Origin of the sequence: Sulfitobacter sp. W027, from assembly GCF_025143985.1 — a bacterium.
Classification (GTDB): Bacteria; Pseudomonadota; Alphaproteobacteria; order Rhodobacterales; family Rhodobacteraceae; genus Sulfitobacter.
The window spans coordinates 433711-448273 of the sequence record NZ_CP083564.1; the positions used below are offsets into that span (position 1 = coordinate 433711).

Below are 14563 nucleotides of genomic sequence, written 5' to 3' on the forward strand. Positions count from 1 at the left end.
ATCTAAGGCTTCGGTTGCACTTTGCCAAGCGCTCGCCGACGGGCTAAACCAGCCGAGCCATTCATGCCCCCGAACTGCAGGAGACACCCCCATGACACAGACCCCCGGCATCGCCGTTACCGGCGCCTCTGGCCGCATGGGCCAGATGTTGATCCGTGAGATCACCGCCAGCGACAAAATGCATCTGGCCGCGGCGGTGGAGCGTCCCGGTCATGACTGGGTGGGGCGCGACGTGGGCGAAGCGATGGGGGGCACTGCGTCTGGTGTGACCGTAACTGACGACGCAGCCGAGGCGTTTGCCAAGGTGCAAGCCGTGATCGACTTCACCGCGCCGCAAGCTACGATTGCCTTTGCTGCCGAGGCCGCGAAGGCCGGGATCGTGCATGTCATCGGCACCACCGGGATGACCGATGAGGAGATCGCGCAGCTTGCCCCAGCAGCCGAGCAGGGGGCTGTCATCGTCCGCGCGGGCAACATGAGCCTTGGAGTGAACCTGCTGACACAGTTGACCCGTCAGGTCGCCGCCGCGCTGGATGTTGACTACGACATTGAGATCATTGAGGCGCATCACAATCAAAAGGTGGACGCACCGTCAGGCACCGCTTTGATGTTGGGCGAAGCTGCCGCCGAGGGGCGGGGCGTGAAACTTGCCGATGTCTCAGACCGGGGACGCGATGGCATCGCTGGCGCACGGAAGAAGGGTGACATCGGTTTCACCGCGATCCGGGGCGGTGACATCGTGGGGGAACATGATGTGATGTTCGCCGCCGCTGGCGAGCGGATCATCCTGCGCCACATCGCCTCTGACCGGGCACTGTTTGCGCGAGGCGCCCTCAAGGCAGCGCTTTGGGGGCAGGGGCAGGCGCCGGGCGAATATGACATGCTGGATGTGCTGGGCCTGAAAACCTGATAATAGCGCAGATTATCTGAAACTTTACCCGCGTGAGCTACGTGAATGCCGAAGGCAATTCACTGATGGGAGGTTTCGATGAGGTTTATCTTTGCACTCGCCGCGACTGCGGTGCTGGCGCTGAGCGCCCTGCCCGCGGCGGCGGAATATGCCCGTATCCAAAGCAAATCCGACTTCGTCGCGGCGGTGAATGGCAAAAGGCTGACCCGCCCGCTCGTCGATCTGCGGGTGACCTCTGGCGGAGCCATTTCCGGCAAAGGCGCGGTTTGGGAGGTCACGGGCACTTGGACGTGGAAAGACGGTTTCTTCTGTCGGACGCTGGTCTGGGGCGGCAAGGATCTGGGCTATAACTGCCAAGTGGTCATGCGCGATGGCGCGAAAATCCGTTTCACCTCAGACAAGGGGACGGGTGAATCGGCGGTGCTGACCCTGCGCTAAGGCCACTTAGAAATCGACAGCGATGCCCTTTTTCTCCCAATCACCATAGCGCACCGGCTCTGGCCCATCGCGCCCGCCGAGTTCGGCGGGCAGGTCCAGTGCTGCGGCGGCCTCGCGCCGTGCGGCAGCTTCGGCCAAGGCGCGTTGCGCGGCGGCGGGCAGGTCCGGGCCGGGGGCCGGTGTCGGGTCATGCGGCGTGTCGGGGATCGGTTTCGGGCCCGGTTTGGGCTGCGGGGGCAGGTCCGGCGCGGGGCTTGGAGTTGGGTCAGGGCCGGGTCTACTGTCGGGAATGGGGCGTTGATCGGGCATCATGGTCCTCTTGAGCCAAGTTCTCCCTTGATATACGTCGCGCGCTGGCCCAGACAACCCGGCAACCCCCGAAGCAAGACCCAGATAGGATAAGATCATGGCAGACACAGGCGTTCAGGCCCGCAGAAGCGCGGTATATCTGCTGGATCAGGTTTTGGGCGAAGAACCACGTCTGATGTCGGAACTGCTCGCCTCCGGCGCGTTGGACAAGCTGCCCCCCGATGACCGGGCGCGGGCACAACGTCTGGCACAGGACACGCTGCGCGGGTTGGAGCGTGCCGACCGGCTGTTGCAAAAACATCTGCAAAAGCCCCCCCCGTTGACCGTGCGCAACGTGCTGCGCGTCGGTACGGTGGAGCTCTGTCAGGGCGGGGCGGCGCATGGGGTCGTGAACACGATGGTCAATCTCGTGTCCCAGCACCGCACGCTGAGCCACCTCAAGGGTCTGACCAACGCCGTCTTGCGTAAGATAGCCGCGCAGGGCCCCGAAGCATGGGGCGCCCTGCGCGCACCGCGCTTGCCCAAATGGCTGCGCGGCCCGCTGGCTGAGGCTTGGGGAACGGACGCCATCGCCGCGATGGAAGAGGCGCATTTCGCGGGCGCGCCGCTTGATCTGACCGCCAAAGGTGACCCTGCCGCTTTGGCCGAGGCCGTGGGCGGCACTCTGCTGCCGACCGGCTCGGTCCGGGTGACGGATGCCGGGCAGGTCTCGACCATGCCCGGCTTTGCCGAAGGCGACTGGTGGGTGCAGGACGCTGCCGCCGCGATTGCGGTGCGGGTGCTGGCCCCGAAAGAAGGCGAGACCGTGCTGGACCTCTGCGCCGCGCCGGGGGGCAAAACCATGCAACTCGCCGCTGCCGGGGCCGTTGTCACTGCCGTCGACCAGTCCCATCCCCGGATGCAGCGGGTGAAGGAAAATCTGACCCGCGTGGGTCTTAAGGCTAAGACGCTGACCAAAGACGCGCGTGCCGTAGAAGGGGAATTCGACGCCATCCTGCTCGACGCGCCGTGCTCTGCCACCGGTACAATCCGCCGCCACCCCGATCTGCCCCATGCCAAAGACGGCTCGGAATTCGGTGATCTGATCGAGTTGCAATCCGAGCTGATCGACCACGCATGGAGCCTGCTGAAACCCGGCGGGCGGCTGGTGTTCTGTACCTGCAGCCTGCTGCCGGATGAGGGCGAAGTGCAGGTCGATGAGGCACTGGAGCGGCATGGCGACATGACCGTCGACCGCGCCGCGCTTGATCTGCCGGGGGTTGAGGCCGCATGGCAGACCGAAGAGGGCGGATTGCGTCTGCGGCCCGATTTCTGGGCTGACAAAGGCGGGATGGACGGATTCTACATCGCCTGTTTGCGCAAAGGCGAAGCGTCACGCGCCGTAGGGCGGTGAGGGCACGGCGAGATATGCGGCTTTGGAGATATCGACCAAGCCGCGCAGGCCCAGTGTTTCAGCATCCTTTGGTGTAAGCCGGGTAATGGCATCCCTGAGGGCGGCGGCTGTCGCGGCCCGATCTGCGCCCGCCGCTGCAATATAAGGCAGGCCGGGCGTCGGTGTCGTGCTGTCTAGCACCCGCAAACGACCCGCGAAAGCGTCATATCGCCGGATCAACCGCCACGAAACCGCATCCAGCGCCGCAATGTCCGCCCCGCCTTCGGCGACGGTTTTGGCAGAGTTCCGGTGCCCGTGGCTTTGCGCGCGGTCTTCAAACCAGAATCCCTCCGCCCGGCAATGCGCATAGGCGGCGGCATAGCCAGACTGCGAGAATGTCTGGTTGTATGTGAAACGCGCCGCGCGGAAATCCGAAATTGTTTCACGGGGATCATTGGCGCGGACCACGAAAACGCTGTTGTAATACCCCGGCGGACAGCCCTCGACGCCAAAGTCCGGCGTTCCGATCAGGGTGACATGGTCGTGCAGCCATAGGCGATACGGCATCCCGCAGGTTTGCGAGAGGGTCAGATCAGGATCATTCCAGACCTCGAATTCGTAGGCAATATTGCTCAACATTTCTGGTGCCGCGATGCCCCGCGCATGCAGTTCTTCTTGGATCACAGCCCAGTAGCGGGCCGTGGCCGCGGCGGTCTCGGGGCGCAGGTACATCATTAGGCTAGCGATCATCGGTGCGCTCCGGTTGAGGTCCCCTTGTTTAGGCCGCGCCGCCGCGCACAGGCAACCGTCCGATCCCCGCCGATCCCCCCGCGGGCGGGGAAAATCCGGTGACTCATTGCGGGGCTACGGCTATGCTGCCGCCAAACGCCATCAGAGCGTCAGGGGCAGCTTGATATGATTCATCTTTCCAGCGTCATGGCCCGGAGGGCGCGGTTTTTGAACCGCTGGCACGCATGGCGCGCGACCCGTGGCCGGGGGCGGGTGCTGGGCTTCACCGCCTCGCCCGAGCCGCGTACCATCGGCTCTTTCGCGCGGGGGCGGCAGCTGATGGCGGGGAATTACCTCTTTGCGGGGAGCCTGCTTACCGCGCCGCAGACCGCGATGTGGGATCTGACCCCGCCTGACCCTGCCTTTGCCGCGGAGCTACACGGTTTTGCATGGCTGGATGACCTTGCCGCCGTGGGGGACGCGCGGGCGCGGGCCGCGGCGCAGGTCTGGCTGTGGGGGTGGATTGACCGTTTTGGGCGCGGGCAGGGACTTGGCTGGACCCCGGCGCTGACCGGGCGGCGGCTGATTCGCTGGATTAACCACGCGCTGTTCATGCTGCGGGGGACGGAGACCGAGCAGAGCGATGCTTTCTACCGTTCATTGGAGCAACAGACCCGCTTCCTGTCAAAACGCTGGCGCGCCTCTGCGCCGGGCTTGCCGCGGTTCGAAGCGCTGACTGGGTTGATCTATGCGGGGCTTTCATTGGAGGGGTTGGAGGAACTGGCCGATCCCGCGATCAAAGCCCTCGCGCGGGAATGCGCCAGTCAGATAGATGCCGAAGGCGGCCTGCCCACGCGCAACCCCGAAGAACTGCTCGCCGTTTTCACATTGCTCACTTGGGCCGCCGCCGCGCTCAGCGATGCAGGCCGCAGCACGCCCAAAGAGCACCTAACCGCGATTGAGCGTATCGCACCCACCCTGCGCAGCCTGCGTCATGCCGATGGCGCATTGGCACGCTTTCACGGCGGTGGGCGCGGCATGGAAGGCTGGCTGGATCACGCGCTGGCGGCAGCCAAGGTCAAGACGCGGCAGCCCGATGGGCTGGCGATGGGCTATGCAAGGCTGTCGGCGGGGCGGACCAGCGTGATTGTGGATGCGGCGGCCCCGCCGGGCGGCGCGGCTTCTGGCAATGCCCATGCCTCGACATTGGCGTTCGAGCTGACCTCGGGGCGGCGGCCCTTGGTGGTGAACTGCGGCTCCGGCGCGTCATTTGGGTTGGAGTGGCGTCGGGCAGGGCGGGCCACCCCATCGCATTCCGCGCTATCGCTCGTGGGCCATTCCAGCGCGCGGCTGGCAGAGCCCGATCGCTACACGCGAGAAGAGGCGCTGATCAACGGGCCGCGCCATGTGCCGGTGGAGATGGGAGAGGCCGATGAGGGCCTGCGCTTTGAGGGCGGCCATGATGCCTATCTCAGCAGTCATGGGCTGACCCACGCGCGGCGGCTGGAACTGACTTCGGATGGGCGCAGTCTGACGGGGGAGGATATGCTGCTTGCGATAGAGGGGGCGGAGAAGCGGCGCTTTGATAAAGTGCTGAGCGCTACCCAACTGAAGGGCGTGCCTTTTGACATCCGTTTCCACCTCCACCCGGATGTGGATGCCACCGTGGACCTTGGCGGCGCTGCGATCTCGATGGCGCTGAAAAGTGGGGAGATTTGGGTGTTTCGCCACGATGGGACGCATAATCTGTCTTTGGAAGCAGGGGTTTACCTCGAAGGCACCCGGCTGAAGCCCCGTTCTGCGCAGCAGATTGTGTTGACTGGATACGCCATGAACTATGCCACACGGGTGCGCTGGTCGTTGTCAAAAGCGCAGGAAACTGCGATTGGCGTGCGAGATTTGTCGATCGACGATCCCTATGCTGATGAAGACTGACCAAGGAACCAGCCCCATGCCCGATCTCTATCCCATCAAACGCGCGCTTCTTTCCGTATCCGACAAGACCGGTCTTTTGGACCTTGGCAAAGCTTTGGCGGCACGCGGCGTGGAACTGCTCAGCACCGGCGGCACCGCGAAAGCACTGCGCGACGCGGGGCTTGAGGTGTTGGATGTGGCCGATGTGACGGGCTTTCCCGAGATGATGGATGGGCGCGTGAAGACGCTGCACCCGGTGGTGCATGGTGGCCTGCTGGCGCTGCGCGACAACAACGCCCATGTCGGCGCGATGACCGAGCATAACATCGGCGCAATCGATCTGGTTGTGGTGAACCTTTACCCCTTCGAGGAAACCGTCGCCAAGGGCGCGGAATATGCCGAGGTGATCGAGAATATCGACATTGGTGGACCAGCGATGATCCGTTCGGCGGCCAAGAACCACGGTTTCGTCAACGTCGTGGTCGATGTCGAGGATTACGCCGAGGTGATCGCTGAGATGGAGGCCAACGACGGTCAGACCACCTACGCCCTGCGCCAGCGCCTCGCTCAGACCGCCTACGCCCGCACCGCCGCCTATGACACGGCAGTCAGCACATGGATGGCTGAGCAGGTCGCAGGCACCCCGCGCCGCCGCACCTTTGGCGGCACGCTGGCGCAAACCCTGCGCTATGGCGAGAACCCGCACCAGCAGGCCGCGTTCTACACCGATGGCTCCACCGCGCCGGGACTGGCGAACGCCGTGCAGCATCAGGGCAAGGAGCTGTCCTACAACAACATCAACGACACCGACGCCGCCTTTGCGCTGGTAAGCGAGTTCGACCCCAAGGATGGCCCTGCCTGCGCGATCATCAAACACGCTAACCCCTGCGGCGTGGCGCGGGGCGAGACAATGCTCGACGCCTATAAACGCGCCTTCGACTGTGACCGCACTTCCGCTTTCGGCGGCATCATCGCGCTGAACCAACCGCTCGACGGCCCGACCGCCGAGGCGATTGCCGCGATCTTTACCGAAGTTGTCATCGCGCCCGGCGCGGATGAGGAGGCCAAGCGCATCTTTGCCGCTAAGAAGAACCTGCGCCTGCTGACCACCGAAGGTCTGGCCGACCCTGCCGCCGCTGCTTTGGCCGTGCGTCAGGTCTCGGGCGGGTTCCTTGTGCAGGACAAAGACGTGGGCCGGGTTAGCCGCGACGACCTCAAGGTCGTGACCAAGCGCAAGCCATCGGATCAAGAACTGGACGACATGCTTTTCGCGTGGACCGTGGCCAAACACGTCAAATCCAACGCGATCATCTATGTCAAAGACGGCGCCACCGTCGGCGTCGGTGCGGGCCAGATGAGCCGGGTGGACAGCACGCGCATCGCCGCGCGCAAGGCGCAGGACATGGCCGAGGTGATGGATATCGAGGCACCGCTGACACAAGGCTCCGTGGTGGCCTCCGACGCATTCTTCCCCTTCGCGGACGGTCTGATCACGGCGGCAGAGGCCGGTGCCACGGCGCTGATTCAGCCCGGCGGCTCCATGCGGGACGACGAGGTGATCGCCGCAGCGGATGAAGCGGGCCTTGCCATGGTCTTTACCAACATGCGCCACTTCCGGCACTAAGCGAAGGGCAGCACCATGCGGGTATTCAGCATCGCGGCCTTCGTGGCCTTTCTGATCGACCAGATCAGCAAATATGTGGTCATTCACATGATGGAACTGGCACGCATCAGGTCCATCGAAGTGCTGCCCCCGGTGCTGAATTTCCGCTACGGCGAAAACCGGGGCATCAACTTTGGCCTTGGTGGCGACATGAGCCAATGGGTGCTGATTGCGGTGGCGCTGGCGATCTGCGCGGGCGTCACCCTCTGGCTCTGGCGCAGCCCTCATGGGTGTTGGGCGCAGCTCAGCGGCGGCTTGCTGGTCGGCGGGGCCTTGGCGAATGTGGCGGATCGGCTGATCTATGGTTATGTGCTAGATTTCCTGAACAACTCCTGCTGCGGGATCAACAACCCTTTCGTCTACAACCTTGCCGATGTCTTTATCTTCGCCGGTGCCTTAGGGTTGATCCTCTTTACCGGAGAGCCGAAAAGCGCGCCCAAGCGCCGGGGCAAAAAAGGTCAGTGACATTGCCTGCTCGCCTGCGATATTGAACAAGCAGACCCCGAAAGGAGACACCATGCGCCGCATTGCCTTCATCAGCTTGATCCCGCTGGCCCTCGCCGCCTGCAGCAATCAGGGCCTTCGCGACTTGCAGCCTGTCTCCGAAGGGCCGGATGAATTCCTGATCCAACCGGTCAAGCCACTGGAACGCCCCGAAAATTTGAACGCTCTGCCGACCCCCATGCCGGGGCAGGCGAACCTGACGGATCGGTCAGCGGTGGCCGAAGGTGTGGCGGCGTTTGGCGGGCGGCTGGATACGTCGACAGGCATACCAGCCGGAGATGCCGCACTGGTGCAACACACGAGCCGCATGGGTGTGCAACCGGGCATTCGCGCCAGCTTGGCGCAATCTGACGCCGAATTCCGCAAGCGTAAGGGTCGCTTCACCCAGTTCCGCATCGTGCCGGTGGATCGCTACAGCCAAGCCTACCAGCGGCAATCCCTTGACGCCCATAGCGAGGCGGAGCGCTGGCGCAACGCAGGCGGGCGTACGCCGTCTTACCCGCCACACGACACACGTTTTCGCTAGGCTTCTTGAATGTAGCGCCAGACCGCGTAGGTAATGCGGGAGGCGATATATTTCGAGGTAAGCAATGATCCGACTGCCGATGATGGCGGCCCTGGTGGCGACGCTCTTCACAGCCCCCTCCGCGCAGGCGCGCGATAATGAGAATGAGGCGGTGACCCATTTCACCCTCGATAACGGCATGGAGGTGGTGGTCGTCGAAGACCACCGCGCCCCGGTCGTGCAGCAGATGGTCTGGTACCGTGCGGGATCGGCGGATGAACCAAAAGGGTCATCCGGGGTGGCGCATTTCCTTGAACACCTGCTGTTCAAGGCCACCGATAAGCTGGAGTCGGGCGAGTTTTCCGCCACCGTGGCCGCCAACGGCGGGCGCGACAATGCCTTCACCAGCTACGACTACACCGCCTATTTCCAGCGCGTCGCCGCTGACCGTCTCGGCCTGATGATGGAGATGGAGGCCGACCGGATGAAGAACATCCGCCTCACCCCCGAAAACATCGAAACCGAACGCGATGTGATCTTGGAAGAGCGCAACCAGCGGACCGAGAACAACCCCGCCGCCCTGTTCAGCGAACAGCTCAACGCCGCGCAATATCTCAACCATCGCTACGGCGTGCCGATCATCGGCTGGAAACATGAGATGGAGGAGTTGGACCTCGAAGATGCACTGTCGTTCTATAAACTCTACTATTCGCCCAATAATGCGATCCTCGTGGTCTCGGGCGATGTGACGCCCGAGGAAGTACGCGAATTGGCCGAAGCCACCTATGGCAAAATCCCCGCTAACCCCGAATTGCCCGAACGCCTGCGCACCGCAGAGCCACCGCAAGTCGCAGAACGCCGGTTGATCTACAAGGACGCCCGCGTGGCCCAACCCTATGTCCGCCGCTCCTACCTCGCGCAAGAGCGCGACAGCGGTGCCCAAGAGGAGGCGGCAGCGTTGCTGTTGCTAAGCGAATTGCTCGGCGGCGGCACAACTTCCTATCTGGCCGAAAAGCTGCAATTCGACGAACAGATCGCCAATTACACCGGCGCGTTCTACAAGGCCGACACGCTAGACGACACGACCTTCGACCTCGTCGTGCTGCCCGTGCCCGGGGTCAGCCTTCAGCAAGCCGAAGAGGCGATGGACGAGGTATTGGTGCAATTCATGGAAACTGGGGTGGACCCAGAACATCTTAAGCGTCTCAAAGCGCAGCTGCGTGCGGATCAAATCTATGCCCGCGACGATGCCGACCGCGTGGCGAACCGCTACGGCTCGGCCCTCGCCATCGGTCTGACCGTCAAAGACGTGCAGGACTGGCCCGATGTGCTGCAAGCCGTTACCGCCGAAGACATCATGCAGGCGGCCCGCACCCTGTTCGACAAACGCGCATCGGTCACCGGTTGGCTGATGAAGGAGGACGCGCAATGAGACTGTTCTACGCCCTGATCCTGACGGTAGTTGCCGCACTCCCCGCCCGTGCCGAAGTCGACATCCAGCCCGTTACCAGCCCCGGCGGCATCACCGCTTGGTTGGTCGAGGAGCATTCGATCCCATTTGTCGCCTTGGAAATACGGTTCCGAGGCGGCGCTTCGCTGGACGCGCCCGGCAAACGCGGCGCGATCAATCTGATGACCGGCCTTCTGGAAGAGGGCGCAGGCGACATGGACGCGCGTGCCTTCAGCCGCGAGACCGAAGCGCTGGCCACAAGTCTCAGTTTTGACGTGTCGGATGACGCACTGTCCGTCTCCGCCCGTTTTCTGACCGAGAACCGTGATGCCTCCATCGATCTGCTGCGGGCCGCGCTGTTGGAGCCGCGTTTTGACGAAGACGCGGTAGAGCGGGTGCGCGGACAGGTGATCTCGAACATCCAGTCGAACCAGAAAGATCCGAATGAGATCGCCCGCGAGACCTTTGACAAGATCGCCTTTGGCGACCACCCCTACGGCAGTTCGCTGAACGGCACCTTGGAGACGGTGGCCGGGCTAACCCGCGACGATCTGATCGCGGCACATAGCGCCGTGCTGGCGCGTGACCGTATTTATGTGGGTGCGGTGGGGGACATCACGCCCGAAGAGTTGGGCGAGCTGCTCGACACCCTGCTTGGCGATCTGCCCGCCGAAGGCGCGCCGATGCCCCCACGCGCCGAAGTCGATATTCCTGCTGGCACCACGCTGGTCGATTTCGCCACACCGCAATCCGTCGCGATCTTCGGCCAGCCGGGCCTTGCCCAAGATGATCCCGATTGGTTTACCGCCACGGTCCTAAACCACGTCCTCGGCGGTGGTGGTTTCGAATCCCGCTTGATGACCGAAGTGCGCGAGAAGCGCGGTCTGACCTACGGCGTCTATTCCTACCTCGCCCCGCGCGATCTGGCTGAGACCTATCTCGGCTCCGTCAGTTCGGCCAATGACCGTATCGGCGAGGCAATCGAGGTGATCCGCGCCGAATGGTCCAAAGCCGCTGCTGAAGGCATTACCCAAGAGGAACTGGAGGCCGCCAAGACCTATATCACTGGCGCCTATCCGCTGCGTTTCGACGGCAACAGCCCGATCGCCAATATCCTCGTCGGCATGCAGATGCTCGGCCTGCCGACCGACTATATCGCCACCCGCAATGACAAGGTCGAAGCGGTCACGCTGGAGGACGTCAAGCGCGTCGCGGCAGATTTGCTGGACCCCGAAAACCTGCATTTCGTCGTCGTCGGCCAGCCAGAAGGGCTTGAGGCGTCAACCCCACCGCAGGAATGAAAAAAGCGCCGCTCCCGAAAAGGGGCGGCGCTTTCATCTTGTCTCGGGCGTTAGGGCTTATTCGCCGTAGGGCACCCAGATGTTCTTAACCTCGGTCGCGGCTTGCAGGAATTCGCGCCCCGCGCCTTCGGCCCCGAACCAATCGCGCGCCATGCCGTGGTTGACCCAAGTGCGCTTGATATTGCTCGCCGCCCCTTTTTCGACCACGGCCGAGAGTTCCGCCGCGCCAAAGCTCCAGACGCCATCAATGTCCATATGCCGCGCCATCGGGTCGGCCAGATCGGCCTGCGGCCCGGTCAGGATATTCACCACACCCGCAGGCACGTCGGATGTCTCAAGCACCTGCACGAAATCGGTCGCCGCCAGCGGGAAGGGTTCGCTCGCCGAAAGGATCACGCGGTTGCCCATGGCGATGGCGGGGGCCATGCAAGAGATCAGGCCCAAAAGCGGTGCCTCTGCCGGGCAAAGCGCCCCGATCACGCCCACAGGTTCCTTCATCGCCAGCGCCACGCCCCGGATCGGCACGCCGTGCACCTGACCGTCGTATTTGTCGGCCCAAGCCGCATAGGTGAACAGCCGGTCAATAGCGGCATCAACCTCTTTGCGACCATTCTTTGTCCCTTGCATCGCATCCAGCCGCGCGGCGAATTCATCGCCCCGCGCTGAGAGGTTTTCGGCAATATAATACAGGATTTGCGCGCGCAGATGGCCAGTGGTCTTCGACCACCCCTTCGCCGCATGCGCCGCCTCAACGGCGTTGCGGACATCTTTGCGGCTGGCGAGGCTCACATGACCTAACAGTCCACCAGACTTGCCCCAAACCGGTGCGGAATACCCCCCATCGGGCCGGGCTTGCTTGCCCCCGATATAAAGCTTTGCCGTGCGGTCGATCCCATCCTCCGGACCGCCTTCACCGCTGAAGGCTTCGATCTCTTTCAACGGCTTCTGAGCGGTCTTGGGCTTGGTATAGCTCGCCAAACCTTCCCAGCCGCCCTCACGGCCAAAGCCGCTCTCGCGCTTGCCGCCAAAGCCGGCGGCGGCGTCCATCATATTGGTGCCATTGACCCAGACGATCCCAGTCTCCAACTGCGGCGCAATATCAAGCGCGAGGTTCACATTCTCTGTCCAAACCGTCGCCGCCAGACCATAACGCGTGTTATTGGCCAGTTGCACGGCCTCGCTAGGCGTGCGGAAGGTGGTCGAGACCAACACTGGGCCAAAAATCTCTTCCTGCATCAGCGTATCTGCCGGGTTCAGCCCGGTGATCAGCGTCGGCGGATAGAAACACCCATTCTCAGGCATCGCGCCCGGCGTGACAAACCGCTCGCCCGCAGTGTTCGCCGCCACCATCTCGCTCACACGCTTGTACTGCACCGGGTCCACCAGCGCGCCGACGTCGATGCTCTTGTCCAAGGGATCGCCGATGCGCAGTTTCTCCATCCGCGTGCGCAGCTTGGCATAGAAACGATCAGCCACCGGCTCATGCACCAGCAGACGCGAGCCTGCACAGCAGACCTGCCCCTGATTGAACCAGATCGCATCGACCAAGCCTTCAACGGCACTATCAAGATCGGCGTCATCAAAGACGATGTAGGGCGATTTGCCCCCAAGCTCCAAAGTCAACGCCTTGCCCGAGCCTGCCGTCGCCTCACGAATGCGGCGGCCCACGGCGGTAGAGCCGGTAAAGGCGATCTTGTCGATATCCTCATGGCCGACGATCATCTCGCCCACGCTGCCATCGCCCGTTACGATATTTACGACACCCTTCGGCAGCCCCGCCTGTCGGCAGATATCGGCAAACAAAAGCGCGGTTAGTGAGGTATATTCCGCAGGCTTCAACACCACGGTATTGCCCATCGCCAGCGCGGGCGCGATCTTCCACGCCAACATTAACAGCGGGAAGTTCCACGGAATGATCTGCCCGCAAACCCCAAGCGCCTGCACATCGGGCAGTTCGCTCTCCATCAACTGCGCCATGCCCGCGTGATAATAGAAATGTCGCTGCGCCAAGGGCACATCAATATCACGCGCCTCGCGGATCGGCTTACCGTTGTCCAGCACCTCCAACACCGCAAACAGCCGCGCATGCTTCTGCAACAGCCGCGCCAGTGCATAGATATGCCGCGCCCGGCCATGGCCGCCCAGCTTCTCCCACTTCGGCTGCGCCTTGCGCGCCGCCTTGACGGCGCTATCGACATCACCCTGCGTCGCCTGCGTCAGGCTCGCCAAAACCTCGCCCGTCGCCGGGTTGGTGCTGTCGAAACCCGCTCCCGGCGCGGTGAAAGCGCCATCAATGAAATGACCAAAGCGCCCGCCCTGGTCGACGATCCACGCCAGCGCATCTGCCGCCGATTCCGGGGCTGGCCCGTATTCCATGCTCTCAAAAATCTCGGACACGCTCATGCCTTCATCCTTTTCCAAATACCGTCCTGCAGCCTGCAACAGGCTCAGGAGGTCGCGTGGCGGTAAGCCGCCGAATAATTGCCGGTCACATGATGCTCCAACTGCCGCTCGATGTCGCCCAAGAGCGAAGACGCCCCAAAGCGGAACAGGTCGGGCTGCAACCAAAGGTCGCCCAGCTCTTCCTTCATCAGCGCCAAATAGGTGATTGCATCCTTAGCTTTCGAGATGCCCCCCGCGGGCTTGTAGCCCACACGCACCCCGGTGCGTTCATAATACTCACGGATCGCGCGGATCATCACGAGGCTGACAGGCAGGGTGGCATTGACGCTTTCCTTGCCGGTTGAGGTCTTGATGAAATCGGCCCCGGCCATCATGCAGACCAGCGACGCACGCGCCACATTGCGCAGTGAGCCCAATTCGCCCGTCGCAAGGATCGCCTTCACATGCGCCTCGCCACAGGCCTCGCGGAAGGCGCGCATTTCGTCGTAAAGCGCCTGCCAGTTGCCCGAAAGCACATGACGGCGCGAGATCACGATGTCGATCTCGCTGGCCCCTTCTTCCACACTCATCTCAATCTCGCGGATACGCAGTTCCAAAGGCGACAGACCCGCCGGGAACCCGGTGGAGACGGCGGCGATGGGGATATTCGTGCCTTCCAGCGCGCGCCGCGCGGCGGGGATCATCTCGTGGTACACACAAACCGCACCGGTGGTGATCGGGGCCATACCAAGCGCATCAAGCAGATCGGGCGCAATCGGTTGGCGCGCCTTGGCGCAGAGCCGCTCAACCCGGCGCGCAGTGTCATCGCCCGAGAGGGTCGTCAGGTCGATACAGGTCACGGCGCGGAGCAGCCACGCGGCCTGATGCGCCTTTTTCAGCGAACGCCGCGCGGGCAGGGCGGCGGCACGGCGTTCGATCGCCGAGGTGTTCGCCTGCACCGAGCGCAGCCAGTCCATATCAAGCGGCATAGGCTCGACACGTCGTTCGGTCACCTGCGGCAGATGGCCGGTGGCGCCGGTTTCAGTCGTGCTTTCGCGCGGGGTCGTTTGAGTGGCCATCGGGTCT

General features: G+C 63.2%; 13 protein-coding genes. 9 read left to right on the forward strand and 4 right to left on the reverse strand.

From position 1 onward, the window contains the following. Positions 1-91: 91 nt before the first annotated feature. Together dapB and K3759_RS02155 are read left to right on the forward strand one after the other, a co-directional pair. On the forward strand, positions 92-910 hold the full coding sequence (dapB, locus tag K3759_RS02150) for a 4-hydroxy-tetrahydrodipicolinate reductase (RefSeq protein ID WP_259984099.1): 819 nt from the start codon (positions 92-94) through the stop codon (positions 908-910). A 78-nt stretch (positions 911-988) separates the two neighbouring features. Then, positions 989-1348: a dihydrodipicolinate reductase gene (locus K3759_RS02155; RefSeq protein WP_259984100.1), complete on the forward strand. Its 360-nt coding sequence runs from the start codon at positions 989-991 to the stop codon at positions 1346-1348. Positions 1349-1354: 6 nt separating this feature from the next. Here the strand turns inward: K3759_RS02155 and K3759_RS20230 are convergent, their stop codons facing one another. Beyond that, entirely contained in the window at positions 1355-1657 is a 303-nt protein-coding gene (locus K3759_RS20230) for a DUF1674 domain-containing protein (protein ID WP_269341648.1), read from the reverse strand. Positions 1658-1754: 97 nt separating this feature from the next. Here K3759_RS20230 and K3759_RS02170 point away from each other — a divergent pair, with 97 nt between their 5' ends. Continuing rightward, positions 1755-3050 carry an RsmB/NOP family class I SAM-dependent RNA methyltransferase gene (locus K3759_RS02170; protein WP_259984101.1) on the forward strand — a complete coding sequence of 432 codons (1296 nt, stop codon included), beginning with the start codon at positions 1755-1757 and terminating at the stop codon, positions 3048-3050. Here K3759_RS02170 and K3759_RS02175 read toward each other — a convergent pair. Continuing rightward, complete coding sequence (locus tag K3759_RS02175) at positions 3030-3779, reverse strand: phosphate/phosphite/phosphonate ABC transporter substrate-binding protein (RefSeq protein WP_259984103.1); 750 nt, start codon at positions 3777-3779, stop codon at positions 3030-3032. The two genes, K3759_RS02170 and K3759_RS02175, sit on opposite strands and share 21 nt — an antisense overlap. A gap of 165 nt (positions 3780-3944) precedes the next feature. Here K3759_RS02175 and K3759_RS02180 point away from each other — a divergent pair, with 165 nt between their 5' ends. The 6 genes from K3759_RS02180 to K3759_RS02205 all read left to right on the forward strand — a co-directional run bounded on the left by K3759_RS02180 (position 3945) and on the right by K3759_RS02205 (position 11095). Further along, positions 3945-5693: a heparinase II/III family protein gene (locus K3759_RS02180; protein WP_259984105.1), complete on the forward strand. Its 1749-nt coding sequence runs from the start codon at positions 3945-3947 to the stop codon at positions 5691-5693. Between the two features lie 16 nt (positions 5694-5709). Beyond that, entirely contained in the window at positions 5710-7296 is a 1587-nt protein-coding gene (purH, locus tag K3759_RS02185) for a bifunctional phosphoribosylaminoimidazolecarboxamide formyltransferase/IMP cyclohydrolase (protein ID WP_259984107.1), read from the forward strand. 15 nt (positions 7297-7311) lie between these two features. After that, a complete protein-coding gene (gene lspA / locus K3759_RS02190; RefSeq protein WP_259984108.1) occupies positions 7312-7800 on the forward strand; it encodes a signal peptidase II in 489 nt (162 codons plus the stop codon). Between the two features lie 52 nt (positions 7801-7852). After that, the gene (locus K3759_RS02195) at positions 7853-8365 is read left to right on the forward strand and encodes a DUF3035 domain-containing protein (RefSeq protein WP_259984109.1); all 513 of its coding nucleotides are present in this window, start codon (positions 7853-7855) and stop codon (positions 8363-8365) included. 64 nt (positions 8366-8429) lie between these two features. After that, a complete protein-coding gene (locus K3759_RS02200) occupies positions 8430-9776 on the forward strand; it encodes a pitrilysin family protein (protein ID WP_259984111.1) in 1347 nt (448 codons plus the stop codon). Further along, complete coding sequence (locus tag K3759_RS02205; RefSeq protein ID WP_259984112.1) at positions 9773-11095, forward strand: pitrilysin family protein; 1323 nt, start codon at positions 9773-9775, stop codon at positions 11093-11095. Before K3759_RS02200 ends, K3759_RS02205 begins: the two co-directional genes overlap by 4 nt. 57 nt (positions 11096-11152) lie before the next feature. On the opposite strand, the gene K3759_RS02210 is transcribed toward K3759_RS02205, so the two are convergent. Both K3759_RS02210 and deoC read right to left on the reverse strand, forming a co-directional pair. Next, positions 11153-13498, reverse strand: a complete 2346-nt coding sequence (locus K3759_RS02210; protein WP_259984114.1) for an aldehyde dehydrogenase family protein — start codon at positions 13496-13498, stop codon at positions 11153-11155. Positions 13499-13542: 44 nt separating this feature from the next. Next, positions 13543-14556 (reverse strand): deoxyribose-phosphate aldolase, encoded by a 1014-nt coding sequence (gene deoC, locus K3759_RS02215; protein ID WP_259984115.1) that lies wholly within the window; start codon positions 14554-14556, stop codon positions 13543-13545. Between the last annotated feature and the right edge of the window lie 7 nt (positions 14557-14563).